Genomic DNA, 26257 nt, shown 5'->3' with positions numbered 1-26257 from the left:
TGGAACGGTGAGAAGTAAACCGATCGAACTGGCAGCCGTTGCAACCGCGGCAGTCCCCGGGCTGACCCCCACCGCCGTCAGCTCCGCCGCGGACGATCCCGCCGATTTCGACTCCGCCCTGCTCCTTGACTCCGAAGGCAAACGCTGGCGGGTCAGGTCGCCGCGGCACGCCGAGGCCAGCGCCAGGCTCGAAACCGAATTCCTGGTCCTGCGGGCTTTCGCCCCGGCTATCCGGGCGGAACTCCCCTTCCTGATGCCTACTGTTGCCGGCAGCGTCCGCCTCGGCAGCCTGAGCACTTTTGTTTACTCGCACCTCGGCGGCAGTACCCGCAGCGTGGAGGAACTGACGGCAGGCCCCGAAGCACTCGCCCGGGAAATCGGAACAGCACTGGCAGCAATTCACGATCTTCCGCACTCCCTGGTCAGCAACGCCGACCTTCCCAGCTACACCCCCAACGAGTTCCGTCAGCGGCGGCTCAACGAGCTCGATCAGGCCGCCACCACCGGCAAGATCCCCGCTTCGCTCCTGCGCCGCTGGGAACACGCTTTGGAAGACGTCTCGCTCTGGCGGTTCAACCCCAGCGTTGTCCACGGCGACCTGCACGAGGACAACCTGCTGGTGGAGGGCAGCCGCGTCACGGCAGTGACGGGGTGGACCGACCTGCGGATCGGCGATCCCGCCGATGACTTCGCCTGGCTGGTTGCGTCGAACGAGCAGGACTTCATCGAAGCAGTGCTGGCCAGCTACACGGGCAGCCGCCGGGACGCCCCGGACCAGCACCTGCTGCGGCGGGCCGCCCTCTCTGCTGAGTTCGCTCTGGCGCAATACCTTGTCAAAGGCATCGCGGCTGGTGACTCAGGCATGGTCCATGAGGCTGAAGGCATGCTGGAAACCCTGGCGGTTGACGTGGAAGAGCACGGCGGACAGGCGATCAGCGTCGAGCCGTTGCCCGGCCAGGCCCCTGCTGGAGCCGTCCCTGCCGGAGCCGTCCCCGCTGAGTCCGATGTACCAGCCGACGGCGTCAAGTCCCCTGCGGTGCAGGGGTTGACCGCCCCCGCCGTTACCGTCGCCCCGGTCCCCTCCGTCAGTGCCGTTCCGGTCCCCGCAGTTACCGTCGTCCCCGTTCCGGCGGTATCGGTCATCCCGGTTCCCGTGGGCGAAGCACCGGCAGGCGACGCATCCGCGGATGAGGCAGCTGACCACAACGCCGCAGACGTCGGGGCACCGGCCGGCGAGGCCAGAGCGGACGATACAACGGGGGCCCGGGCCCCCGAAGACACCTCCACTGCTGCAATCAGCATCGTTGACGTCAGGAAGCACTAGCTCCCAGGGCGGCCGCCACAATCTGCTCGAGTTCCTCAGCGGAACCCAGATCGTGCGGACGTACCACCTGATTGTCGGCCACATAGAAGAACGCGGCCCGGACTTCATCCACGGGGACCCCTTTCAGCCGTGCCCAGGCGAGCCGGTAGGCTGCGAGCTGGACGGACTTTGCCCGGAGCTGAGATGCGGAGGGCCGGCGGCCGGTCTTCCAGTCCACCAGGTCCCAGCGGCCGTCGGCATCCAGGAAAACGGCGTCAATGCGTCCGCGGACCACCACTTCCCCTACGCGGGTTTCGACCGGGACTTCAACAAACGCGGGCGACCGGTCACTCCACTCCGAGGCCTTGAACGTGGCCACCATGGCGTCCAAGTCATAAGCGGCGTCAACGTGATCATCGGAACCGGGTGCCTCGCCAAGATCCAGCATTCCGGCAGCGCCGAAGTACTCCTCCACCCAGGCGTGGAACGCGGTGCCTTTCCGCGCCGACATGCCCGGCTCGCGCGGAACCGGACGCCGGAGCCGGCCGACGACCCCTTCTGGGTCCTCGCCGAGGTCCACCAACGTGGACGCGGAGATGTGGCCAGGTAGGTGCACGTCCTGTCCGCCCGCCCGCCTGGACCGGCGTTCCAGCAGCAACGCAGCTTCGCGGGCCCACTCGGCAGCATTGCCCCGGAGCCTCCCGCCCTGCTCTCCGGCAGGCCCGGGATCGTCAAGAGCCACACCCTTGCCATAAAGCGCGCCTTGCGCACCGGTTGCATTCAGTGCGCTGGACGCATCAAGTGCAGCCCGGACACGTGCCGCGGCACTGTCCATGGCCAGCCGCCTGCCGGCAACCACGCGCCGTCGTTCGCCTGTACGGGGGTCCACCGGACCCTCGAGAGGGTCATACGGCCAGGTGGCCAGCTCAGTGTCGGTGGTTAGCGGGCTCTTCTCCGGCAGGGACGCTTCCGCCACCGATGACGGGTGCACCACCGCGCCGACAGTTGGCGGCTTCTCCCCTGCCCCGGTGGCGAGTTGCTCCAGCTCAGCCAGGAAAGGTGACATCTCAGCGCGGCCGGCCCGGGATCCGACCCAGGCTGCACTGGACACCCAAAGGACGTGCTTCGCCCTGGTGTAGGCCACGTACGCCAGCCGGCGCTCTTCGCCCTCACCGTGAACCTGGACTGCCGACTTGAAGTCCTTCTCGGCGTCCAGCCAGCCTTTTTGGTCGGGCTGGTCGGTGTCCCATTGCGGCAGATCCGACCGGTCACCCCGCAACGGCCAGGGCAATGCGGCCGCCCCACTGCTCCAGCGGGAGTCCTTATTGCTCGGAAAGGCGCCCGCATTCAGGCCCGGGACAAAAACAACGTCCCATTCCAGGCCCTTTGATGCGTGGACGGTCAACAGCTGCACCGCCTCGCGGTTAATATCCGGCGGCGGTGCTTCCAGCCCGTTCTCTTCAGCCGAGGCGGCTTCCAGCCAGGCAAGGAACGCAAGGATGTCCACCCGGTGGGAAGTCCGCAGGAATCCCGCGGCCGCGTCCTGGAACGCATCCAGGTTTCGGCGCGCCTGATGGATGCTGATACCCGGGCGAGCCGCTACTTCGATATCGAGCAGCATGGCGCGTTCCACCTCGCCGAGCAACGTTGTGAGGTCGTCGCCTAGGTATCCGCGCAGCTGCCTGAGCTCAGCCGAGAGCCTGCCGAGCCGCTCGCGTGCCTCCGCGGTCAGCGCCCGGCCATGGGCGGAGACCCAGCCTTCGCGGGGCAGCCAGTCCAGCGCCTCAACGAGGCTGGCGCCGTCCGTCAGGTCGCTTTCAATGACGGCCTCGTCCGATGCTTCCCCGGCGTCGGCGTCAAGAGGTGACGCCTCCGCCCGGTGCCCGCGGCGTCGTGCGAGCTGGCTGGACCAGTCACGAAATGCCATGAGGTCCGCCGGGCCGAGCCGCCACCGTGCCCCGGCGAGGAGGCGCATCAAAGAGTCAGAGCGTCCCGGATCCGCCAGTACCCGCAGGGTTGCCACGAGGTCGACAATTTCGGGGGTGTCAAGCAATCCGCCGAGTCCGACGATCTCGTAGGGGATCCCCCGCGACTCGAACTCCCGGCGGATGGTCTCCATTTGGGCCCGGCGCCGGCAGAGAACGGCCAGAGCTGGGGGAACCGGACTGCCATCGGCTTCGCGCTCGAAGTCCGTGACCCGGTACTTCTGGACGTCGCCGGCCAGAGCCGAGGCTTCCTCGACGTCAGTGCCGAAGCGGCCCAGTACCACCTGCCCTTCAACCGCAAACGGGCTCGGCTGCAGCGGAGGGACCGCCACTGCCTCCGGGGTGGTGCCGGCCGGAGCCTTGTGCCCCCCAGCCCGGCCCAGGGCCTCGGACATGATGTTCGCTGCTGCAAGAATGGCCCGGCCGTTGCGCCACGCGGTGGTGAGATAGGACGTTGGGGCAGGCTGGTACGCGGGGTGGCCGTCGTCGCCGTCGCTTTCCCCGTCGCGGTCCAAACGGACGGGGAACTCGCGGACAAAATGGAAAAGCTGCCCGGCGGAGGCGCCCCGGAAACCGTAAATGGACTGGTTGGGATCCCCGACGGCTGTGACGGCGTGCCCCTCCCCGAAAAGCCGGGAGAACAGCACCAGCTGGGCGTAGGAGGTGTCCTGGAACTCATCGAGGAGCACCACTTTGTAGCGCTGGCGTTCCAGCTCAGCAGCCAGCGGAACCTCCCTGGACACGCGGGCAGCGAGCGCCACGAGGTCGCCGAAGTCCAATGCCCCCCGTGCCCGCTTGGCCGCGGTGTAGCGGCCCACCATGTCGGCGACGCTTGCGCGGGTGCGCAACATGGCGGTGAGGTCAGCGGCGGCCTGCGGAGCGTTCTTCGCGGCCCCGGCGAGGTAAGGGAGCGCTTCGAATTCGCCCAGGCGGGCCATCAGCCAGGCTTCGACGTCGGCCGGTTCCTGCAGGTGCTCAGCGCACTCCCCTGCCAGTTGGATGACTGCCTTGACCAAGGTGGACTTGGCCGCCTTGAAGTGGCGGTAGTCGCCGTCGAACGCTTCCACCACTTCGCTGGCCAGCTGCCAGTCCTGGGCACCGCCGAGCAGGACGACATCCCTCTCCACCCCGAGCCGCAGCCCGTAGTCGGACACGATCCCGCTCGCGAACGAATGGTAAGTGGAGACCTTGGGTTCAAGAGCGTCGCTGCTGAGCAGGCCTTCCGGGAACACGGCATGCCCGGAATCCTGGGCCGCAATCCTCTGCAGTGCTGCCAGCTTGGCCCGGATCCTGGTGGCCAGCTCACCGGCCGCCTTCCGGGTGAACGTGACGCCCAGGACCTCCTCGGGCCGCACCCAGCCGTTGGCTACAAGCCAGACCACGCGGTCGGCCATGGTGGCGGTTTTGCCGGATCCTGCACCGGCGATCACCAGCCGTGGGGCCAGCGGCGACGAGATAATGGCGGACTGTTCAGGCGTGGGGGTGTTTTTTTCACCCAGAAGCGCGGACAGCCGTTCGGGGCTGAAGAGGGGCTCGGCAGGCCTGTGCCGGTTCATTCCGTGACCTGCTTTCCGCGGACACAGAGGGGACAGACCTCAGGGAGCCGGCAGCCGTGGCCGCCATGGCTGCCTTTAGCGGGATCGTGCCTCGCTTCGAAGGTGCTGCCTGCCATCAGCGCGGCCGCATCGTTGACCATGTCCAGTGCCCAGTTTTCCTGCGGATCCAGCGGTTCCTGCTGCTGGATTCCGGGGCTCTTGGTGGTGGTGCCCAACTGTGCCAGCACAGCACCCCCGGGCTCGGCCGCTCCCGAACCTGCGGCACCGGCCGTACCGGGGGCGTCCACGAAACCACCGGCAAGAACGGCGGCCTGGTAGGCCCCCAATTGCGGATGCCGAGACAACTCTGTCTTGCCGGGCTGCCGCTTTCCGGTCTTGAGGTCCACAACCACCAGCCTTCCCTCTTGGTCGATCTCCAGACGGTCAACCTGGCCGCGGAGGATGGCGGCCCGCGGCTCGCTTTCACGGGGCCCTGCGTCCAGGCCGGCTAAGTCCAAACCGCCGGCCTCCGGGCCGCCTGCTTCCGGGCCGCCCAGACTGTCCGACTGCAGCGGCGGCAGGTCGGGCAGGCGCACCTCGAAGTCCTGCTCGACTCCCAGGAGGCTCCTGCCCTCGCTCCGCATCACCAGGACGTACTGGGCGAGCTTGCGCACCATGGTTTCGGCCCGTTGGAAGTCGAGTTTGCCCTCCCAGTTGTCCTTCATGCCCAGCGTGGGCCACCGGCGCACAAGTTCTTGGACGTACTCGCCCCCCGAAGCGTCCGGCATGTCCTGCGCGATGGCGTGGACCAGGGTTCCCAGGCTGCGGGCGAAATCGGTGGCGGCTTCGCCTCCGGCGGCCTGGACAAACCAGTCGAGCGGGGACTTCTGCACGGACTCCACCTTCGAGGGCGAAACGTAGACGGTCCCGCCGGGCGGCACCACCGGCTCCGATGTGCTCAGGGGCAACAATCCCCACCAGCTGTCCGGGTGGGCCCCGGGCACAGGCGGTTCCGCTGTTGCCAGTGCGGCAAGAACCCTGGCCGCTTCGGCGGCTTCGGGCTCAAACTTGCCTTCCAGCTGGGCATACTGGCGCAACTCGGCGACGAGTGCCCGGAGCGTCATGGGCCGTTCCACTTGCGTGAATCCCCTGCCCTCCCTGCCCGGTTCGAGGGGCGCCACGTAGTCAAGGAAGGACGAGGGCTGGTCATCCTCCGACGAGACCGCCGTGCAGATCAGGAGCTGCTCGGCCCGCGAAACCGCAGTGGAAAAGCTGCGTAGTTCGTCGTAGCGGATTTCCCGCAGCCGGCTCAGGGGGTCGAGCTGCAAGGCGTAGCTGACCCCGTGCTCCACTGCGTCAGCGAAGAGGCTGCTGCCCAGCAGTTCGCCGCGAAGACGGGTGTTGGGCCATACGCCCTCCTGCAGCCCCGCCACGATGACCACGGGCCACTGGCGGCCTGCGGCACTGGCAGGTGTCATCAGCTCGACGGCGTCGTCCACCTGCGCCCGCGCGGCAAGCGTGTCCATGGGAAGTTCCTGGTTCAGGAGGTATTCGAGGAACTGCTCAGGGCCCGCGCCGGGCATCTGGTCCACATAGCGCTCTGCGGTATGGAAGAGGGCCATCATGGCGTCGAGGTCGCGGTCTGCCCGCGCACCGTGGGTGCCGCCGGACAGGGCGGATTCGGTCCAGGCGTTGGCCAGCCCGGTGGAGTGCCAGAGTGCCCAGAGAACTGTCTCGGCGTTGGCTCCTGGCTGGGATGCGGCTTTCTGCCCGGCCTGGATCATCCGGGCGGTCCGGCGCGCGGACCTGCCCTCCACGCCCAGGGTCAGCAGCGCTCCCGGTTCCAGGAGTGCCTCCACGAGCAGGGCGTCACTGGTCCGCCCGCCGCCGCCCTGCAACTCCTCGCGCCGGAGGGATTGCCGGAGCCGCCGCAGTTCAATCGACGTTGCGCCGCCGATCCGGGATGTCAGCAGCGCGACGGCCGCTTCGGGGGTTAGAAGTGAGGGGTCCAGGGCAATTGCATAAGCGTCCAGCAACGGGCGCACTGCCACTTCGTCGCGGACCGCAGACTCGGCCACCGGCACGCGGACCGGGATCCCCTGGCCTGAAAGGTAGCGCTGCAGCTCGCTGAGCTGGCCGCCGTTTCGGACAATCACCGCGATCTCGGCGAGGTCCCGGCCGTGGTTGACATGCTGGTCCAGGATGCGCTGGGCGACGTACCGCAACTCGTGCACCGGGGACGGGACGAGGTGCGCTTCCACTGTTCCCGTGAGCGTTGCGCGGGGGTCGACGACGGCGGTCCCGGGGTTCGCAGACTCTGGCTTGTGCTCGGGCTGCTCGAGCCGCCGCGCCAACTGCCCTCCGGCCCGTTGTGAGATCCGGGCGGCTACGCCGAGCCAGGCCTGGGCGATTGCGGGCGTGTGCCGGTGGGTGTGCCAGAGCGGCCGTTCGAGGACGCCCGACTCGGCTGCCAGCAGCCCCGGGAGGTCGGCGACGAGATCCGGCCGGGCCCCGCGGAAGCCCTGCACCACCGTGTCCGGGGAGAACGCGACGTAGCAGTCCTTGCCCGCCGCGATATCAGCCAAGAGTTCAAAAACGGCGGGGTTTGCCTCCTGCACGTCATCCACCAGCACCAGCTGCAGCCGTTCGCGCTCGGCCGCCAGGAAGCCGGGCTCGTCCTGGAAGATCTGGCGGGCAGTGGTGATGATGCCTGCGGGGTCGAAGGCCTCAGGCATCCGCAGGTCCAGGACGTCCCGGTATTCCGAGTACAGAGCTGCTGCGGCGATCCAGTCCGGCCTGCCGCACTGGCGCCCCAGCTCTTCAAGGTCTGTTGCTGTCCGGCCGGATTCGATGATGCGGTCAAAAAGGAGGCGCACTTCGTGCCGGAAGCCCCGGGTCTCCAAGGCCGCTTCCAGATCCGGTGGCCAGGGCAGGTCCAGGCCGGGCAGACGGTGGCCCTCCAGCAGCTCCCGGATGATCAGGTCCTGTTCGGGGCCGGACAGGAGGCGGGGTGCCCGTGGGAGCGGAAGGATCCCCTCAGCTTTCGCCCGGCGGATGAGGTCAAATGCATAGGAGGCCCAGGTCCGGGCGGGGGTGGTGCTCAGGCTCCTGTCCAGCCGCGCAGTAAACCGGTCCCGGAGCGAGTCAGCCGCCAGGCGTCCCGGTGCCAGGATGAGGATCCGTTCCGGATCCACGCCGTCCTGCAGGGCACGGCGGACGGCAGCTTCGATCAGGACGGTGGACTTCCCCGTTCCGGGTGCGCCGGGTACCAGCACGGGTCCCGAACCATGCGGCACCTCCACAGCTTCCCACTGGTCCAATGACAGCACCGGAACCTCTGCGTGGAGCTGCCGCGGCGGGAGCAGCCGGAGGCCCGTGCCGCCGGGTTGTCCTGTCGCGGAAGCAGGGCTGTCTGCGGCACCGGAGTAGTCGCCGGGCTCGAGATCGGGAATTGTTAGGGTCACACAGACATTCCATCATCAGCCACTGACAATCTGTGAAGCCGCAGCTCCAGGTGCTCGGCAACGGCATCTATCCGGTCGAAATCGTCCTCGCCCGGCGACCAGCGTGCCGCCATCAGGTCAACCCGCCAGCGGCCTTCGCCGGTGCGAAGATAGTCTTCGGGATGGCCCAGCAGGGGTGTCCCCTCCAGCAGGTAATGGCGTAGGGCTTCGGCTTCATGCCCGTGGGGACCATGCCCGCTGGACTTCAGGATCCGCCACCATGCCACGGGGCTGCCGTAGTGGCTCATCACGCGGCCAATCTGGCGGGGGCCGCCGGATCCCAGCAACTCGGCCACATCGCCGTACGCCAGTGCGGTCCCGGGCGGGACCAGCTCCACCACCGCCAGCACCGCCTCAACGTACTCGATCCGCATGAACCCAGACTAGCCGCAGTGGCGCTGCCGGATCCTGTCGGTGCCGGCCGGTAGCGTTGAAGCATGACCACCTGGAACACCCTCCCCCGCGCAGCCTTCGACCTCGAAACCACCGGCCGGAATTCGCGTGCCGCGCGCATTGTCACAGCTTCAGTCACGGTGGTCGACCACAAGGGCGACGTGATCAAGGAGCACGAGTGGCTGGCCGATCCGGGGGTTGAGATTCCCACGGAGGCGAGTGACGTCCATGGCGTGACCACCGAGCAGGCTCGCCGTGAAGGGCGGCCGGCCCACGAAGTCACCGGTGAGCTCGCAACCGTCCTGCAGGAACTGTTCGACGCCGGCATTCCGGTCATCGCGTTCAACGCCAGCTATGACTTCACGGTCCTGGCTGCGGAATCCGCCCGCTACGGTGTCCGGCAACTCACCCGGTTCCCCGTCCTGGACCCTTACATCATGAACAAGCAGGTGGACCGCTACCGCAAGGGCAAGCGGACCCTGACCGCGCTGTGCGAGGAGTATGGCATCAATCTGGACAATGCGCACACCTCGGCAGCGGACGCCTTGGCGACGCTCCGGATGCTGGACGCCATGACCATCAAATTCCCCAAGCTGAAGATGCCGGCAAGCCAGCTTCATGAACTGCAGAAGGACTGGGCCGTCAGCCAGGCGGCAGACTTTCAGAATTACCTGCGCAAGACCAAACCCACCGCCGTTATCGAAGGTGAATGGCCTGTCCTGCCGCCGGAAGATGGCGGCCGCGGCGACTTCTAGCTGAGAGCTAACTCACAAACGCCCAAGACTCGCCCATCTGCCTAGCTGGAGCTCCACGATTCGGCGTCACGCGATACGTCCGTTCACCTAAAGTTCATGAGCAAATCAAACCCGGCATAAATTCGGTCGTCCCTACTTTATCCCGGCCCTAATTCGTCTGAATGGATGGAAACCGGGAAATGAGATGATTATGTTCCGCGGTAATCCCGTCCCGGCCGGCCGGCATTCTGGGAGCAAGGCTCCAGACGCCACACGCGCAGCCTTTTCGGCCCGGTTGAACGAATGACTCAGATGAAAGTGACTACCTCATGAAGACTAAAGCCATGAAGTGGCTGACCACGGCTCCGGTAGCAGTGGCACTGGCTGTCTCGCTGGCCGCGTGCGGGTCCGGCTCGGCCCAGCCCAGCGGTACCCCCACGGACGCCCTGAAGGGCAGCGACCAGCAGACGCTGGACAAGTACACCACCGCCGTCGTCACCCCGGTCGACAAGATCGATAAGACCAAACTTGGCCTCATCACGGACGGCACCCTGCGTGTTGGTACCCTCTCTGACGCCCCGCCGAATATCTTCATTGACCCCTCCGGCAAATTCACGGGCTACGACAACGAGCTCCTGCGGGCCGTTGGCGACAAGCTGGGGCTCAAGGTCGAGTTCGCGTCCACCGACTTCTCCGCCCTGCTCTCGCAGGTCAAGAACAAGCAGTTCGACGTCGGATCCTCCTCGATCTCCACCACGGACAAGCGCCGCGAGACTGTCGGCTTCACCAATGGTTACGACTTCGGCTACATGGCCGTCGTAACCAAGAGCGACGCCAAGGTCAAGGGCTTTGCCGACCTCAAGGAAGGCGTCCGCATCGGCGTTGTCCAGGGCACCGTCCAGGACGACTATGTGACCAACACCCTCAAGCTCGAGCCGGTCCGTTTCCCGGATTACAACACGGTTTACGCCAACGTGAAGAGCGGCCAGGTGGACGCCTGGGTGGCTCCGTCCCAGCAGGCCACCGGCCAGGTCAAGGAGGGCGACAACACCAAGATCGCCGAAAAGGTCGTCAACACCCAGAACTTCACCGCCTGGGCAGTGAACAAGGACAACCAGCCGCTGATCGATGCCCTCAATTCCGGCCTCGACGCCGTGATCGCCGATGGCACATGGACCAAGCTCACGGCCCAGTGGTACACGGACCGCCCGACGGCTGCCGAGCAGACCCCGCAGGGCTGGAAGCCGGGCAGCAAGGCCGTCCAGGTTCCGGCGAAGTAGGCCGGCGCGTTCCGTGGATATCTTCAAACTGCTCTCTGATACCTTCCTGGATTGGAAGGCGATAGGCGAAGTCCTGCCCAAGATGTTTGCCGTCGGGCTGCCGAACACCCTAGTTTTGGCCGTCACGTCGGGGGTCATCGGCACGGTTCTTGGCATGCTGCTCGCCCTGATGGGGATCTCCCGGAACGCCGCCGCCCGCTGGATTGCGCGCATCTACACCGATGTCCTGCGCGGGCTGCCGCCCATCCTGACCATCCTGGTGATCGGGCTGGGCTTCGGACCGATTTTCCGGCAGATGACTGGTTCCAGCAGCCCTTATCCGATGGCCATCGTGGCGCTGTCCCTGATGTCGGCCGCTTACATCGGTGAGATCTTCCGCTCCGGGATCCAGAGTGTCGATAAGGGGCAGCTCGAGGCCACGCGCGCCCTGGGCTTCGGCTACGGGCCGGCCATGCGCCTGGTCGTCGTGCCCCAGGGGGTCCGGCGGGTCCTGCCGGCGCTGGTCAACCAGTTCATTGCCCTGATCAAGGAATCGTCCCTTGTCTTCATGCTCGGACTCCTGGCTTCGGAACGCGAAATCTTCCAGATCGGCAAGGATGCGGCGTCCAACAGCGGAAATCTTTCCCCCTACGTTGCGGCTGCGGTGTTCTATCTGGCGCTCACCGTTCCGTTGACGCATTTTGTGAACTGGATTGACCGCCGGCTGCGCTCCGGACGGCCGGAGAAGAAAGAACCTGACGAGGCAGCCGCCGTCGTAGGAAAGGGAGCCCAGGCATGAGCGAGTTCGTTTCCGGAACGCTGACAGCCCAGAACATCCACCTGGCTTTCGGGTCAAACCGCGTCCTGCGCGGCATCGATCTGCACGTCGAGAAGGGCACCACGGCTTCCGTGATCGGGCCTTCCGGCTCGGGCAAATCCACGCTTCTTCGCGTCATGAATCGGCTCATTGAGCCCGACGAGGGTGATATTTTGTTGGACGGCCGGTCGGTGCTCAAAGACAACCCGGATGAACTACGGCGGAGGATCGGCATGGTCTTCCAGCAGTTCAATCTGTTTCCGCACAAAACCGTGGTGGAGAACGTCTCCCTGGCGCTGCGGAAGCTGCGCGGGATGTCCAAGGACCAGGCGCGGGAAGAAGCGCTCGGCCAACTGGACCTCGTGGGCCTGAAGCACAAGGCGGATGTCCGTCCGGCGAACCTTTCAGGTGGCCAGATGCAGCGCGTCGCAATCGCCCGTGCACTGGCCATGAAGCCTGAAGTGATGTTCTTTGACGAGGCCACTTCCGCGCTGGACCCTGAGCTGGTCAAGGGCGTCCTGGCCCTCATGACCGACCTCGCGAAGGGCGGCATGACCATGGTGGTGGTGACCCACGAGATGGGCTTCTCCCGCAACGTCTCAGACACCGTGACGTTCATGGATGCAGGCGTGGTGGTCGAATCGGGTCCGCCCGAGCAGATCTTCACGGCGCCCGCGACAGACCGCCTGAAGGGTTTCCTCTCGGACGTGCTCTAGACGCACCAACAGAAAATCCCCGGCTCCCGGACATTTCCCCCTCGCATGCGGCGGGGTTTTGTCCGGGAGCCGGGGATTTCCGGCTTAACCGCAGAAACAGCGTCCGACGGCGGCGCTAGGCTTTAGCGGCCGCGGCAGCCTTCGCGGCGGCGGGCAGGGCATCGAAGATCCGGTTCATGGCGGCGTCGTCGTGGGCCGCCGAGAGGAACCAAGCTTCGAAGACAGACGGCGGCAGGTAGACGCCGGAGTCCAGCATGGAGTGGAAGAACGGCGCATAGCGGAAGGTTTCCTGCGCCTGGGCATCCGCGTAGTTGTGGACACCGTTGGCCGACGTGCCGAACGCCACCGAGAAGAGGTTCCCGGCGAACTGGATGGAGTGGTCCACGCCGGCGTCGTCCAGAGCCGAGGACACCGCCGAGGACAGCTCCAGCGAGCGGACGTCCACAAACGAGTACACATCCCGCGTGGCATGGGTCAGGGTGGCCACCCCGGCGGCCATGGCCACGGGGTTACCGGAGAGTGTCCCGGCCTGGTAGACCGGGCCCAGTGGCGCCAGGTAGTCCATCACCTCCGCGCGCCCGGCGAGGGCCGCCGCCGGCATGCCACCGCCGATGACCTTGCCGAAGGTGAGCAGGTCCGGGGTCCACGGGTCAGCCGCATCCGGCGCACCGCCGGTCAAGCCCCAGTAACCCGAGTAGCCGGTGCGGAAGCCGGTCAGGACCTCGTCCACGATCAGTAGGGCGCCGTGTTCGCGGGTGATGCGGGACAGCCCCAGGTTGAAGCCCTCCCGCGGGGTGACCACGCCCATGTTGGCGGGCGCGGCTTCCGTAATCACGGCGGCGATGTTGGGCCCGTGCGCGGCGAACGCGGCCGCGACGGCGGCGAGGTCGTTGTAGGGCAACACCAATGTTTCGGCGGCGGTGGCTTCGGTGACGCCCGCCGAGCCCGGGAGCGCCAGGGTGGCCACACCGGATCCGGCAGCTGCTAGCAGTCCGTCGAGGTGGCCGTGGTAGCAGCCGGCGAACTTGATGATGAGGTTGCGGCCCGTGAAACCGCGGGCCAGGCGGACGGCCGTCATGGTGGCCTCGGTCCCCGTGGACACCATGCGGACGCGCTCGGCAGCCGGCACACGCTCCTGCACGATGGCGGCCAGGTTGGCCTCGTCGGGGGTGGACGCGCCAAACGAGAGCCCCCTGTCCACGGCAGCGTGCACCGCCTCCAGCACGGCGGGGTGGGCATGGCCGAGGAGGGCCGGGCCCCAGGAGCAGACCAGGTCCACGTACTCGGTGCCGTCCGCGTCCGTGAGGTACGGCCCCTTGGCGGAAACCATGAATCTGGGCGTCCCGCCCACTGAGCCAAAGGCGCGGACGGGCGAGTTGACGCCACCGGGCATCAGGGTCTGGGCACGGGCGAACAGGTCATCAGAACGGGTCATGCCCCTATTCTCCCATCCCCCACGGTGGCCGGAGCCCACGCCATGCGCGGGCTCCGGCCACGGAAACGGGCGTCAGCTACCGGCGAGCATGTCCGCCACGAGGGGCGCCACCTCAGTGCCAAACAACTCGATGGAACGCAGCATGTTCCCGTGGGGCAGCGTGGAGCCGCTGAACTTCATTTCGAAGCGGTCAGCGCCCAGAGTCTGCTTGAGCCGGACAATCTTCTCGGCGACGGTTTTCGGGGAGCCGATAAAGAGGGCGCCGTCCTCGTCCGCAGCGGCCTCAAATTCACCACGGCCGGCCGGACCCCAACCGCGTTCGGCGCCGATCTTGTTCCTGCCCACCAGCCAGTGCGAGTAGTACTCCTCGAGTGCCTGTTCGTCGGTGTCGGCCACGTAGCCGGGAGAGTGAACGGACAAAGCCTGCGGATCGTGGCCCTTCTCGGCCAGGGTCCGCTTGTACAGGTCAACATAGGGCCGGAACCGCTCCGGTTCGCCGCCAATGATGGCCAGGACCATCGGGTAGCCGTAGGTGGCGGTGCGGACGACGGACTGGGGCGAGCCGCCCACTCCGATCCAGGTGGGAAGCAGGCGGCCTTCCACATGCGGATAGACCATCTGACCCCGAAGCGACGCCCGGGTCCGGCCATCCCAGTTCACCGGCTTCTGGGAGCGCACCCGGTCGTAGAGGTCCAGCTTTTCCTCGAACAGGACCTCGTAGTCGGCAAGATCGTGGCCGAACAGCGGGAAGGACTCCGTGAACGAGCCCCGGCCCAGGATGACTTCGGCCCGGCCGTTGGAGAGGGCGTCGAGGGTGGCGAAGCGCTGGAAGACCCGGATGGGGTCGTCCGAGCTCAGCACCGTTACGGCACTGCCGAGCCGGATGTTTTCCGTGGCGGTGGCAATGGCCGCCAGGACCACCTCCGGAGCGCTGACGGCGAAGTCCTTGCGGTGGTGCTCCCCCACGCCAAAGGAGTGGAGGCCGACGGCGTCAGCCACCTTGGCCTGCTCCACCACCTGGCGCAGCACCTGGGCATGGTGTTTGGGTGCCCCGTCGGCCGCCAGGTCAACGTCGCCGAATGTACTGACGCCAAGCAGGATGGTGTCCGAGGGGACGGGGGCGGTGGGGTTGACCGCGGTTGAAGGAGAGGTTCCGGAAAGCTCGCTGTTTTCATGCATACGCATACAAACGACCGGGCGTCGGGAAACATTCCCTCGGCATCAGCAATCCCGGCTTGTCAGGATTCCTTAAGCCAGCCGGCGAGCTCGGAGGCCCAGTAGGTCAGCACCGTATTGGCGCCCGCCCGCTTGATGCCAAGGACGGATTCCGTGATGGCACCGCGCCGGTCGATCCAGCCGTTCGCGGCGGCAGCCTCGATCATCGCGTACTCACCTGAGATTTGGTAGGCCGAGACGGGGACGGGGCTCATCGCGGCCACATCCGCGAGGATGTCCAAGTAGCTCATGGCCGGTTTCACCATGACCATGTCGGCGCCTTCTTCAAGGTCCAGCTCCACCTCAAGGATCGCTTCGCGGCGGTTGGCGGCATCCATCTGGTAGGTGCGGCGGTCCCCTTTGAGCTGGGAGTCCACGGCTTCACGGAAGGGGCCGTAGAAAGCGGACGCGTACTTGGCTGCGTAGGCCATGATGGCCGTGTTCTTGTGGCCGGATTCCTCGAGGGCCTGGCGGATGACGGCGATCTGGCCGTCCATCATGCCGGAGGGGCCGAGGACGTGTGCCCCGGCGTCAGCCTGGGCCACCGCCATCTGGCCGTAGATTTCCAGGGTGGCGTCGTTGTCCACGTAACCCTCTGCATCCAGGACGCCGCAGTGCCCGTGGTCGGTGAATTCATCCAGGCACAGATCACCCATGACCACCAGGTCATCGCCCACCTCGGCACGGACGTCGCGGATGGCCTGGTTGAGGACGCCGTCCGGGTCCAGGGAAGCGGTGCCGCGCGCATCGCGCACCTCGGGGACGCCAAACAGCATGATGCCGCCCACACCCAGCTCCACGGCCTCGGCCGCGGCGCGTTTGAGGGACTCGGTGGTGTGCTGCACCACGCCCGGCATGGACGTGATGGGTGCCGGCTCGCTGATGCCTTCGCGGATGAACGCGGGCAGTATCAGGTCCGCCGGGGCCAGGCGGTACTCGGCGGTGAGACGGCGCATGGCCGGCGTGGTGCGGAGGCGGCGCGGGCGGTGGTTCGGAAAGCTCATCAGATGGTCCCTTCGTTGGCGAAAACGGTCTCCAGGGCGGCCACAATGCCGTCCGGGGTAGGCACTTTGGCGGTGGCAGCCACCGGGATCCCCAGCGCGGCAGCTTCTGCCGCCGTCGGACGCCCAATGGCAATCAACCGGCACCGGCCCAGCGGCAGCAGAGTGCGGGCGATCCGCCGCGCGGCGCTGGGCGAGGCAGCGACGACGGCGTCGATAGTTCCGGCGTCGAGCTCCCCGCGCGCCTCCTGCGGGCTGAGCTCCCGCGGTGCCGCGTGGGCGGAACCGCCGACGGCGGTTGGAAGCTCCGCCGCCACGCGGAGTTCCGCCCGGGCCGGGAAATCCACGGTGTGGTAGGCCACGAGGGAGGTCACGTCGGCCCCCTTCGCGGCAAGGCCTTCGCGCAACCCGGGCGCAGCGATGTCTGCCTGCGGCAGCAGCACGCGTTCCGGGGCTGCGGTCCACAGGCCGACCAGCCCGTCGGCAGACTGGTTGTCCTCCGGGGCAAGCGCCACGGGAATGCCCAGGGCTTGCAGGACCTGCCGGGAGGACGGCCCGATCGTGGCTACGCGCGTTCCGGACGGGACGAGGGCGGCCGGTGTGGTGCCACGCTGGGCCGCTTTTTCTACGAGAACCCGCACTGTGGTGATGCTGCTGACCACCAGCCAGTCAAAGTCACCGGCAGCAAGGCCATCCAGGGCGGCGTCGAGGGCCGGCTGGTCAATGGCCCGTTCGAAATCGATGAGCGGCAGGACCAGGGGTTGGGCGCCCAGGCTGCTGAGCAGCGACGCCAACGGCCGCGCGCGGTCGGCGCTCCGGGTGATCAGGACGCGCTTGCCACGCACGGCGCCAGCCTGGTCATCAGCAAGGCCGCAGGCCAGGTCATCAGGACGCGGCAAGGTCCGCGATCTCCGCGGCGCCGGCCGCAAGCAGGAGCTCGGCCACTTCGATGCCGAGCAGGGTTGCGCCAACTTCGGTCAGCCCGTCTGTCGCCTTCTTTTCACGCACAATTTTCGTGCCGTCCACGGCGCACACCGCCGCTTCGAGGTACAGCATGCTGCCCTTACGGGAAGCGAAGGCACCCACAGGGGCGGCGCAGCCAGCTTCGAGGCGGGCCAGCACGGCCCGTTCGGCGGTCACGGCGAGGCGGGTGTCCTCATCATTGAGTGCGGCCAGTGCCTGGGCGAGGACACCCTGGGACCCTTCGGTGGAACCGGCCTTGCGCGGGGCGTCAGCTGTCCTGCATTCAATGGCCAGCGAACCCTGCCCGGGCGCAGGCAGCATAACGTCCGCCTCGAAGAATTCGCTGACGGTGTCCAGGCGGCCGATGCGCTCCAGGCCTGCGGCCGCCAGCACGACGGCGTCGAGGTCACCCGGTGCGGTGTCAGCGTTGCCGGGCAGGCCGGGCACGCGGCCCAGGCGCGTATCCACGTTGCCTCGGATGTCCTGCACGTCAAGGTCCGGGCGGGCGGCACGAAGCTGGGCGGCACGGCGCGGTGAGCCCGTGCCCACCTTGGCCCCCTGTGGCAGGTCGGCGAGCTTCAGTCCGTCGCGCGCACACAGCACGTCCCGGACATCCACGCGCTTGGGCGTCGCCGCGATAGTCAGGCCAAGTGCCGCGCCCGTGGGAAGGTCCTTGAGCGAGTGCACGGCAACATCGCAGGTTTCCTGCAGCAGCGCATCACGCAGGGCGGCGACAAACACGCCGGTGCCGCCCATCTGGGAGAGTGATCCGGTTTTGACGTCGCCTTCGGTGGTGATGTGGACAAGTTCCACCGGGAAGCCTCCGACGGCGGACAGCTGGTCAGCCGTCTGCTGGGTCTGGGTCAGAGCGAGTTTGCTGGCCCGTGTTCCGATCCGTACGGTCACAGTGCGCCTTCTCCCCGGGCAGCGCCTGTTCCGCCTGCCGGGTACTCGTCATGCCCGGTGCCAACGGTGGTGTCCGCTCCGGCGATGGTCGGCTTTTCGCCGCGGAAATTGGCGCAGCAGCCGGGCCGGCAGACGTCGTACCAAGGGCCCAGGGCCGTCATGGCAGGCCGCTCGCTGACGTTGTTGGCACGGGTCCGTTCCGAAATGAGTTCCACGAGGCCGTTCACGAACTTCCGGTGGGTGCCCGGCGTCGGAACGCGCGTGGCAGCGAGTCCCAGGTTGCGGCAGGTCTCCATGGCTTCGGTGTCCAGGTCCCACACAACTTCCATGTGATCGCTGACGAAGCCCAGCGGGACGATGACGATGCCCTTGATGCCCTGGCCCGCCAACTCCTCGATCGCATCGTTGATGTCCGGCTCCAGCCACGGCACGTGCGGGGCGCCGGAGCGGGACTGGTAGACCAAGGACCACGGCGCAGTCAGGCCGGACTCGGCTTTGACCCTGTCGATGACCGCTGCGGCCGTTGCCAGGTGCTGGGCCACGTAGGCCGAGCCTTCCTCAAACTCGCGCGGCTCAGCCTCGGACCGTCCGGCAGCTTCAGCATCGCGGGTAGGGATGGAGTGCGTCGCGAACAGGATGTGGATGGGCGCGTCCGGTGTACCGGCAGCGGCGAGCTGGGCACGAACATCCGCAAGCCCCGCTGTTGTTCCTTCAATGAACGGTTCCACGAAGCCGGGGTGGTCGAAGTACTGGCGTACCTTGTCCACCTCCAGCCGGCCATCCAACCCGGTCTCCGTCAGGGCCACGCCGATGTCCTCGCGGTACTGGCGGCAGCTGGAGTAACAGGAGTACGCACTGGTGGTGACCATGAGCAATTTGCGGTGGCCGGAGTCGTACGCGTCCTGCAGGGTCTGAGGAAGGTAGGGGTCCCAGTTGCGGTTGCCCCACAGCACCGGAAGGCTGATTCCGCGCGCCGTGAGCTCCGCTTCGAGGGCGGCCTTGAGTTCGCGGTTCTGCTGGTTGATGGGGCTGATGCCGCCGTTGGCCCGGTAGTGGTGGGATACCTCTTCAAGCCGCTCGTCCGGGATGCCGCGGCCGCGGGTGACGTTGCGCAGGAAAGGAAGGACGTCGTCCTGGCCTTCGGGTCCGCCGAAGGAGGCGAGGAGGACCGCGTCATATTCCTTGGGTGCCATCCGGCCGGCTTCGGTGACCGGGTTGATGGCGGTTACCGAGGCGCCCGCCTGGGGCTCAGGCCCGGTCACGCCAGAACCTCTGCGACCTCGGCCGAGGTGACGCGGCGGCCCGTGTAGAACGGAATTTCCTCGCGCACATGGTTGCGCGCCTCCGTGGAGCGCAGGTGGCGCATCAGGTCCACGAGGTCAACGAGCTCCGGAGCCTCGAGGCCCAGGATCCACTCCCAGTCACCAAGCGCGAAGGAGGAAACGGTGTTGGAGATGACCTGCGGGAAGTCCCTGCCCAGGAGGCCGTGGTCGCGGAGCATCTTGCCGCGTTCCGCCTCGGGGAGGATGTACCACTCGTAGGAGCGCACGAAGGGGTAGACGCACAGCCACTCGGCCGGTGCCACGCCACGGGAGTAGGCCGGGGTGTGGTTCTTCGCGAATTCGGCTTCGCGGTGCACGCCCATGGCCGACCAGACGATCTCCGTGCCGGCGAAGAGCTTGCTGCGGCGGATGTCTCGGATGGCCTTCTGGAGGTCTTCGGGTTTGGGGCCGTGGAGCCACACCATGACGTCGGCATCGGCGCGCATGGCCGAGACGTCGTAGCTGCCGCGGTGGGTCACGCCGGCATCGGCGAGCCGTGACAGCAGTGCGTCAAAGTCGGCGGCAGCGTCGGCGCTGCGCACGAGCTGCTCGGAGCGTTTGAAAACCGTCCAGAGGGTGAAGAACTGCTCGGCTGATTCTTCGGTTTTAGTGACAGATTCGGCAGAAGTGTGGCTCATGGTTACCAGTTTGCATCTTCCTTACCTCCAAGTCGAAACCGGCGAGTTCTACACGGCGTAGAAGTGCGCAATTTCACACTGACGAAGGATTAAAACTTGCGGATCCTGGCAAACAGGAGCCCGGCAGCTCCGGCCGAACCCACCAGGCCGACGCCGAGCCAGACCTTCGCGGTTTCCGCTGCGGGTCCGGCGGAAGTCATCTCGTGGCGGGCCGAGGGCGCCCCGGCACCAGTCGGGTGTCCGGCGGTTTCCGTCGAGCCGGTGCCGTGGGCGCCGGCTGTGGTTTGCGTCGCCGTGGGTGCCGCACCATTTGCGGCGTCGGACTGACGGGAGCCTTGTCCCTCCGGCCCCGGCTGCGCCGTGCCTGGTGCGGCAGGCTGGGCTGAGGTGCCCGGGCCGATCCCGCCAGCCGCTGAACCGTTTCGCGGATCCTCTGACGATGAGGACGGCGACGGCGGCGCAGCGGTGCCCTGGGCAGGAGCGCCTTGAGTGGGGACGTCCTGGGGAACCGCTGCCGGCGAGGTGGGAGAGTCCGGTGCGGGAGCCATGGGCGTGGGAGTCGGAGACTGGGTGGCCGGATCCGATGGCCGGGCCGGGCCAGCGGAGGCTGTGCCGGTCGGCGCTGGGCCGGTCGGCGCTGGGCCGGTCGGCGCGGTGCCGGTGGGGACCGGGCCGGGGGAAGCCGGGCTGGGGGAAGCCGGGGCTGGTTCGGCTGGTGCTGTGTGGGCATTGGAACGGCCCGGCGAGCCGGCCTGAAGGCCCTTAAGCACGCCGCCGATCACGGAATCAGCTTTGGGGCTCTTTGTTTGGGCTTGCTTGCCGGCATCATTCTTTCCGTCGGCGGCCTGGGAGGCAGGGACACCTGCAGAAAACACCAGTACCGCTCCGAGGGCGGCTGCCGCCGCGCCACGCCGAAGCCCCCCAGGGATACTGGTCCTGGAACGGGAAGGCTCGGACCTGTAAATAACCATAGTTATCGACCCTAGCCACAGGACCGGACGGATTGAAAACCGGAAATCCCGGCCCGTGAGGGGCCGCCTCCGGGCCGGGATTCCGCTGAACAGGGGCGATGATCAGCCGGCCAGAGCGCGGATCTCTTTCTGTGTGTCGAACACAACAGCAGCCAGTCCGTTGCCGGCAACCCAGCCGCCCACAACGCTGAGTCCGTCTTCCGCTGAGCAGATATTGCGGATCTCGGCGACGCGCGCTTTGTGGCCAACGGCTGCGAACGGCAGCGCGCCTTGCCACCTGACCACGTCCCAACCCACTACGTCCTTATCCTGCACAGGCACGTCCAGCAGGGTGGAAGCGTCCCGCAGTGCTGCGGCCAGGAGATCCGGGTCCGTGACGGGCGCGGAACCCGCCGCTGGAGAGCCTTCTCGTGCAGTGTCCTCGAGCCGCCCGTACGAGAGTCGAAGCACGTGGGTGCCAGGTCCGGCTGCGGCGGCTAGCCAGTCCCACTTCGCGGTGGCGTGGGTCAGTGCTTTCGCCTCGATGCCGGGCGTCTGCGGCGCAACCAGGACGCCGGTGCCGCGTGGCCTGCGGTCGAGTTCGGGCAGGTCCACCACCAGCGTGACGAGGCGGACGTCGGGCCCATGCCCGGGGCTCCTGCCCGCAAGGGCGGGGACAGCCTGCTGAAGCAGCCCGACGGCGGCCGGGCCCGGAAGCGCCACTACCAGCAGGCCGCCGTCGTACGCTGCCTCACCCGCGGTGACGCGCCAGCCATCCGTGGTCCGCTCCACTGAACTCGCGGCGGAGCCGCTCAGCAGGGTAACCCCTCGCCCCCGGAGATCGTTGAGGAGCGCCGTGACGAGGGTGTGCATGCCGTTTTCGAGACCGGCGACGGCGGAACCTGCCTTCGCCGCGGATGGTCCCCCCGCACTGCGGCGCTGGGCAGCCACGGCGGCCGCCAGCGAACCGTGCGCCTTGATCCCGGCGCGCAGTCCGGGCGCCACCATATCTACATCGAGAAGGCCCGGATCGGCGGAGTGCACGCCGCCCACTACGGGGGCAACGAGCCGCTGCAGCACACGGCGGCCCATCCGTGCCCGCACCAGGGCCGAGACACTGGCGACCTCCGCGGCGGCACCTATGCGCGCCGGCAGGTACTTGTCCAAAGACGCCCGCAGGGAGCCCACGAGTCCGAGCGAACGCCGGACCTCCGGATCCCACGGGTTGGCGGGAATGCCCAGGACACCGGTCTTGGGCAGTTCGCGGGGGCCGTCCGGAAGCTGCACCCAGGCGCCGCCGGGGCGAGGGGCAACGATCTTGCCGGCAAGCCCAAGCTCAGCGGCGAGGTCGGCCACCGCTGTGGAGCGGGTGGCGAAGGACTCCGCGCCGCTGTCCAGGGTGAGGCCGGCCACCACATGACTGCCTACGCAGCCGCCCCAGGTGGCCGTCGCCTCCAAGACCGTCACAGCGTGGCCTGCAGCAGCCAACTCCCGCGCTGCCAACAGACCGGAGATGCCGCCCCCCAGAACGATCGCTGTCCTGGCCGGCGTGATGGAGCTGCCCATGCCCTTACTCCGGGGAGATGGAGTGGATAAGTTCGACGACCCTTGTCAGGACCGTGGGGTCCGTCTCGGGCGGCACTCCGTGGCCCAGGTTGAGTACGTGTCCCGGGGCTGAGGAGCCCGCCGCAATGACCTCGCGCACGTGGGCCTCGAGGACGTCCCACGGGGCGGACAGCAAAGCCGGATCAATGTTTCCCTGCAGCGGCACGGTCCCGCCCAGGCGTCGGTTCGCCTCGTCGAGCGGCAGGCGGTAATCAACGCCCACCACGTCCACCCCGACGTCGCGCATGGCCACCAGGAGTTCGGAGGTACCGGTGCCGAAGTGGATCAGCGGCGCGCCGAGGTGGCGGACGTGGTCCAGGGCCCTGGCGGAGGCCGGTGCAACGTACTTGGTGTAGTCGGCCAGGCCCAGGGACCCTGCCCAGGAGTCGAACAGCTGGCCGGCGGACGCTCCGGCCTCGAGCTGCGCCCGGAGGAACAGTCCCGAAGCGTCGGCGGCCCAGTTAGCCAGCGCAGCCCAGGTCTCAGGGTCCGCGTGCATCATGGTTCGCGGGCCCAGGTGGTCACGGGAGGGCTTGCCCTCAACCATGTAGGCGGCGAGAGTGAACGGCGCACCGGCGAACCCGATCAGCGGGGTATTGCCCAGTTCCGCCACGGTCAGGCGGACTGCTTCGCGGATGGGCTCCAGAGCTTCCCAGGTTAGCTGCGGCAGGGCAGCGACGTCCGCCGCGGTGCGGACCGGCTTGTCCAGCACGGGGCCCACGCCGGGAACAATGTCCACGCCGATGCCTGCGAGCTTCAGCGGGATCACAATGTCGGAGAAGAAGATCGCAGCGTCCACGTCGTGACGACGCACGGGCTGCAGGGTGATCTCGGAGGCAAGCTCCGGCCGCAGGCACGAATCGAGCATTGCCACGCCTTCGCGAACCTTCAGGTACTCCGGAAGGGAGCGGCCGGCCTGGCGCATGAACCACACCGGGCGCCGTGACGGCTTGCCGCCACGGTAGGCGGTGATCAGCGGGGAATCGGCGGTGCGGCCGTCCATCAGCGGGTGGCTGGCGGCAAGTGCGCCGTCATGAGACGGGGCATGAGACACGGCGTTGGACGCGGCGGGGCTGGAAGTCATGACTCTGATTGTGCCCAAAAACGGACCTAAAAGATAACGCACAGCCTGTCATGTGCAGCGTGCTTCGACGCAGGGTGGCGCGAATCACGGGCTTCCCGTCCGGCAACTGCGCCCCGGGGTTGTTCTACGGCGCTACGAAAAAGCTATGATGGATCTGCTGTGGTTCTTTTCTCATTGGTGGCGACACACGCTGACATCGATCTTGAGACCGTTGCTCAATTGAGCAGCGGTGCTTCAGAGATCGCCACATCCGCACTCTCCGGATCGCCGGCAGTGACGGGTGCGGTGGTGCTTGCCACCTGCAACCGGTACGAGATCTATGGTGAGGCGCCCAACGCCGATGACGTGGAGGCTGCCAGGGCAGCCTTGGTGTCAGAGATCAGCGGCCTGAGCGGACTTAACGAACAGCTCGTCTCCCGCGCCTTCAGCACGCGCACCGGCCCGGAAGTCAGCCAGCACCTGTTCGCCGTCAGTTCCGGCCTCGATTCCGCTGTGGTGGGCGAGCGTGAAATTGCCGGGCAGGTCCGCCGGGCTCTTATTAACGCTCAGCACGAGGGCACTGCCAGTGCAGGCCTAGTCCGGCTGTTCCAGGCTGCATCCAAAACCGCGAAGGATGTTGGCGCGCAGACCGCACTGGGTTCGCGTGGCCTGTCGATCGTCTCGGTGGCCTTGGATCTCGCGACCGATTTGTCCGAGAACCCCGACTGGTCCGGCAAAAAGGTCGTGCTGTTCGGCACCGGCGCTTACGCCGGCGCCACCATGGCGTTGCTGCGCGAACGCGGCTGCACAGACATCTCGGTCTTCTCCTCATCGGGCCGCGCCGAAGCCTTCGTAGCTACCCGCGGCGGAACAGCGCTGGACGCTGAGACCCTCTCCCCCGCGGTGGCCGCGGCCGATGTGATGATCGGTTGCAGTGGATCGGACACCCGCGTTGAAGCCGGTGAACTGGCCCAGGTCCGCGCCGGGTCTCGCCAGCCGCTGGTCGCAATCGACCTGGCCCTGACCCATGACTTCGACCCGGAAGTGGGCCAACTCGACGGCGTCGAACTGCTCACATTGGAATCAGTCCGCTTGGCCGCTCCGCAGGAACAGGCCGAGTCCCTCAGCCAGGCCAGCGACATCGTGTCCGGCGCTGCCCGGGCTTTCGAACAGGAGCGCGAATCACGCTCGGTGGACTCCGCCATTGTTGCACTGCGCCGCCACACCATGAACGTCCTTGACGCCGAGATGGAGCGGGTCCGCGCCCGCCACGGCTGCACCGCCGCAGCCGAGGAAGTGGAGTTCGCGCTCCGCCGCATGGTCAAGCAACTCCTGCACGTACCTACGGTCCGCGCCCGCCAGCTGGCAGCGAACGGCCAGCAGGACGACTACGTTTCAGCACTCGAAACCCTCTATGGAATCACGGTGGAGCAGCCCGCCGCCGCGTCCCAGGCCGAATGCCCCGTCGACCACGCGGTCACCGACCAGCGCGGCACCGCAACCGCCTAACCCTCCCGCGACCCGCGACCGGCGACGCTCTCTCACTTAATGCGGCTTTTTTGATGGCGCTCTCTCACTTTCTTGAAAGTGAGAGAGCGTCATTGTTTTAGCCGCATTAAGTGAGAGAGGGTTGGGACGAGAGACCGCTTAGTAGACAGGCTTTTCCGGCTCGACATCGCGCACCCAGGCCAGGATCCCGCCGTCGAGATGGCTGACCCGCTGGTACCCGGCCTTTCGCGCAGCTTCCAGGACGTTCGCTGACCGGGTTCCCGCCTTGCAGTGGAACACGATGTCCTTGTCCTGAGGCAGTTCCGCCCACGCTTCGCCCGCAAGGATCCTGCCCTGCGGAATCAGGACCGAACCGTCGATACTGACGATGTCGTGTTCGCCGGTCTCCCTGACGTCCACCAGCGCAAAGTCCTTCAGGCCGGCCTTTCGCGAGGCCAGCATGGTGGCCAGCTGGGTCGCCGTGACCGTGTGCTCCGTGTCTGCGGACACCGCGGGGGTGATTCCGCAGAAGGCCTCGTAGTCGGTCAGCTCCGTGATGGGCGCGGCGGCGGGATCCTTGGACACCCGGATCTCGCGCCAGCTGCCGCCCAGCGCGTCGAAGAGTGCCACCCGGCCAAGCAATGAACGCCCGACGCCGGTGATCAGCTTGACTGCCTCGGTCACCATGAGTGATCCCACGGCAGCGCAGAGCATGCCAAAGACGCCGCCCTCACCGCAGGAGGGAACGGATCCGGCCGGCGGCGCCTCAGGATAAAGGTCGCGGTACGTGGGGCCATGCTTTTCCCAGAAGACGCTCACTTGGCCGTCGAAGCGGAAGATCGACCCCCAGACATACGGTTTGCCTAGAATCGCGGCGGCGTCGTTGACCAGGTAGCGGGTGGCGAAGTTGTCGGCGCCGTCCAGGATCAGGTCGTAGTCCGCGAAGAGTTCCAGTGCGTTGGATGCGTCGAGCCGGACATTGTGGAGCCGGACGTCCACCAGCGGGTTCAGCGCTGCGATGGCGTCCCGGGCGGATTCGATCTTCGGCCGGCCTACATCGGCCACGCCGTGGATCACTTGCCGCTGCAGGTTGCTCAGGTCAACGGCGTCGTCGTCGATGATTCCCAGGGTCCCCACCCCGGCGGCCGCCAGGTACAGCAGGGCGGGCGAGCCCAGGCCACCGGCGCCGATAACCAGCACTTTGGCGTTCTTTAGCCGCCGCTGCCCCACGGCACCGATTTCCGGGATGATGAGGTGCCGAGAGTACCGTTCCACCTCGGCCGGCGTCAGATCGGAGGCGGGCTCCACCAGCGGCTTAAGCGATACAGAGGAATCATTTACGGTCAAAGTCGAAGCCATACTTCAATGTATGCCCGAAGATACCGCCCGGTCATATTACCGCGCAGTATTGTGGAAGTATCGGCAA

Annotated in this window: 20 protein-coding genes; 6 read left to right on the top strand and 14 right to left on the bottom strand. The window is 67.1% G+C overall.

Annotation, left to right across the window (positions count from 1 at the left end; translation table 11 throughout):
* Positions 1-7 precede the first annotated feature (7 nt).
* Positions 8-1324, top strand: a complete 1317-nt coding sequence (locus tag AB4Y73_RS04455) for a macrolide 2'-phosphotransferase (protein WP_441869048.1) — start codon at positions 8-10, stop codon at positions 1322-1324.
* Here the strand turns inward: AB4Y73_RS04455 and AB4Y73_RS04450 are convergent.
* The 3 genes from AB4Y73_RS04450 to AB4Y73_RS04440 form a co-directional block, all read right to left on the bottom strand.
* Positions 1311-4844, bottom strand: a complete 3534-nt coding sequence (locus AB4Y73_RS04450) for an ATP-dependent helicase (RefSeq protein ID WP_441869045.1) — start codon at positions 4842-4844, stop codon at positions 1311-1313. The two genes, AB4Y73_RS04455 and AB4Y73_RS04450, sit on opposite strands and share 14 nt — an antisense overlap.
* Positions 4841-8188 carry an ATP-dependent helicase gene (locus AB4Y73_RS04445; protein WP_441869775.1) on the bottom strand — a complete coding sequence of 1116 codons (3348 nt, stop codon included), beginning with the start codon at positions 8186-8188 and terminating at the stop codon, positions 4841-4843. The genes AB4Y73_RS04450 and AB4Y73_RS04445 overlap by 4 nt, the downstream gene beginning before the upstream one ends.
* Before the next feature lie 95 nt (positions 8189-8283).
* On the bottom strand, positions 8284-8700 hold the full coding sequence (locus AB4Y73_RS04440; RefSeq protein ID WP_441869042.1) for an MGMT family protein: 417 nt from the start codon (positions 8698-8700) through the stop codon (positions 8284-8286).
* 63 nt (positions 8701-8763) lie between these two features.
* Between AB4Y73_RS04440 and AB4Y73_RS04435 the strand changes: the two genes are divergently transcribed.
* The 4 genes from AB4Y73_RS04435 (at position 8764) to AB4Y73_RS04420 (ending at position 12245) form a co-directional block, all read left to right on the top strand.
* Positions 8764-9474, top strand: a complete 711-nt coding sequence (locus AB4Y73_RS04435) for a 3'-5' exonuclease (RefSeq protein ID WP_441869039.1) — start codon at positions 8764-8766, stop codon at positions 9472-9474.
* Positions 9475-9782: 308 nt separating this feature from the next.
* Complete coding sequence (locus AB4Y73_RS04430; protein ID WP_441869036.1) at positions 9783-10733, top strand: ABC transporter substrate-binding protein; 951 nt, start codon at positions 9783-9785, stop codon at positions 10731-10733.
* A gap of 13 nt (positions 10734-10746) precedes the next feature.
* Positions 10747-11511 carry an amino acid ABC transporter permease gene (locus AB4Y73_RS04425; RefSeq protein ID WP_441869034.1) on the top strand — a complete coding sequence of 255 codons (765 nt, stop codon included), beginning with the start codon at positions 10747-10749 and terminating at the stop codon, positions 11509-11511.
* The gene (locus tag AB4Y73_RS04420) at positions 11508-12245 is read left to right on the top strand and encodes an amino acid ABC transporter ATP-binding protein (RefSeq protein ID WP_441869031.1); all 738 of its coding nucleotides are present in this window, start codon (positions 11508-11510) and stop codon (positions 12243-12245) included. Before AB4Y73_RS04425 ends, AB4Y73_RS04420 begins: the two co-directional genes overlap by 4 nt.
* Positions 12246-12360: 115 nt before the next feature.
* On the opposite strand, the gene hemL is transcribed toward AB4Y73_RS04420, so the two are convergent.
* From hemL to hemE, 10 genes are all read right to left on the bottom strand, one after another.
* Entirely contained in the window at positions 12361-13680 is a 1320-nt protein-coding gene (gene hemL / locus AB4Y73_RS04415; RefSeq protein WP_441869029.1) for a glutamate-1-semialdehyde 2,1-aminomutase, read from the bottom strand.
* A gap of 72 nt (positions 13681-13752) precedes the next feature.
* Positions 13753-14859 carry an LLM class flavin-dependent oxidoreductase gene (locus AB4Y73_RS04410; protein ID WP_441869026.1) on the bottom strand — a complete coding sequence of 369 codons (1107 nt, stop codon included), beginning with the start codon at positions 14857-14859 and terminating at the stop codon, positions 13753-13755.
* Between the two features lie 59 nt (positions 14860-14918).
* Entirely contained in the window at positions 14919-15899 is a 981-nt protein-coding gene (gene hemB / locus AB4Y73_RS04405) for a porphobilinogen synthase (protein ID WP_441869023.1), read from the bottom strand.
* On the bottom strand, positions 15899-16795 hold the full coding sequence (locus AB4Y73_RS04400) for a uroporphyrinogen-III synthase (protein WP_441869020.1): 897 nt from the start codon (positions 16793-16795) through the stop codon (positions 15899-15901). The genes hemB and AB4Y73_RS04400 overlap by 1 nt, the downstream gene beginning before the upstream one ends.
* Positions 16782-17765: a hydroxymethylbilane synthase gene (hemC, locus tag AB4Y73_RS04395; protein WP_441869017.1), complete on the bottom strand. Its 984-nt coding sequence runs from the start codon at positions 17763-17765 to the stop codon at positions 16782-16784. The genes AB4Y73_RS04400 and hemC overlap by 14 nt, the downstream gene beginning before the upstream one ends.
* Positions 17762-18958: a ferrochelatase gene (locus AB4Y73_RS04390; protein WP_441869772.1), complete on the bottom strand. Its 1197-nt coding sequence runs from the start codon at positions 18956-18958 to the stop codon at positions 17762-17764. The genes hemC and AB4Y73_RS04390 overlap by 4 nt, the downstream gene beginning before the upstream one ends.
* 65 nt (positions 18959-19023) lie before the next feature.
* Positions 19024-19725 carry a hydrogen peroxide-dependent heme synthase gene (hemQ, locus tag AB4Y73_RS04385; RefSeq protein ID WP_441869014.1) on the bottom strand — a complete coding sequence of 234 codons (702 nt, stop codon included), beginning with the start codon at positions 19723-19725 and terminating at the stop codon, positions 19024-19026.
* A gap of 89 nt (positions 19726-19814) precedes the next feature.
* A complete protein-coding gene (locus tag AB4Y73_RS04380; RefSeq protein ID WP_441869011.1) occupies positions 19815-20600 on the bottom strand; it encodes a hypothetical protein in 786 nt (261 codons plus the stop codon).
* Between the two features lie 198 nt (positions 20601-20798).
* The gene (gene hemG / locus AB4Y73_RS04375; RefSeq protein ID WP_441869008.1) at positions 20799-22241 is read right to left on the bottom strand and encodes a protoporphyrinogen oxidase; all 1443 of its coding nucleotides are present in this window, start codon (positions 22239-22241) and stop codon (positions 20799-20801) included.
* Positions 22242-22245: 4 nt separating this feature from the next.
* A complete protein-coding gene (gene hemE, locus AB4Y73_RS04370) occupies positions 22246-23364 on the bottom strand; it encodes a uroporphyrinogen decarboxylase (RefSeq protein WP_441869005.1) in 1119 nt (372 codons plus the stop codon).
* 159 nt (positions 23365-23523) lie between these two features.
* Here hemE and AB4Y73_RS04365 point away from each other — a divergent pair, with 159 nt between their 5' ends.
* Complete coding sequence (locus tag AB4Y73_RS04365) at positions 23524-24852, top strand: glutamyl-tRNA reductase (RefSeq protein WP_441869002.1); 1329 nt, start codon at positions 23524-23526, stop codon at positions 24850-24852.
* A gap of 138 nt (positions 24853-24990) precedes the next feature.
* On the opposite strand, the gene moeB is transcribed toward AB4Y73_RS04365, so the two are convergent.
* Positions 24991-26190 (bottom strand): molybdopterin-synthase adenylyltransferase MoeB, encoded by a 1200-nt coding sequence (gene moeB, locus AB4Y73_RS04360; RefSeq protein WP_441868999.1) that lies wholly within the window; start codon positions 26188-26190, stop codon positions 24991-24993.
* Positions 26191-26257: the final 67 nt, after the last annotated feature.

Origin of the sequence: Pseudarthrobacter sp. TAF60_1 (assembly GCF_052113505.1) — a bacterium.
Lineage (GTDB): Bacteria > Actinomycetota > Actinomycetes > Actinomycetales > Micrococcaceae > Arthrobacter.
Note: the sequence above shows the minus strand (reverse complement) of the source record. Positions and strands in the feature narration are given on the sequence as shown.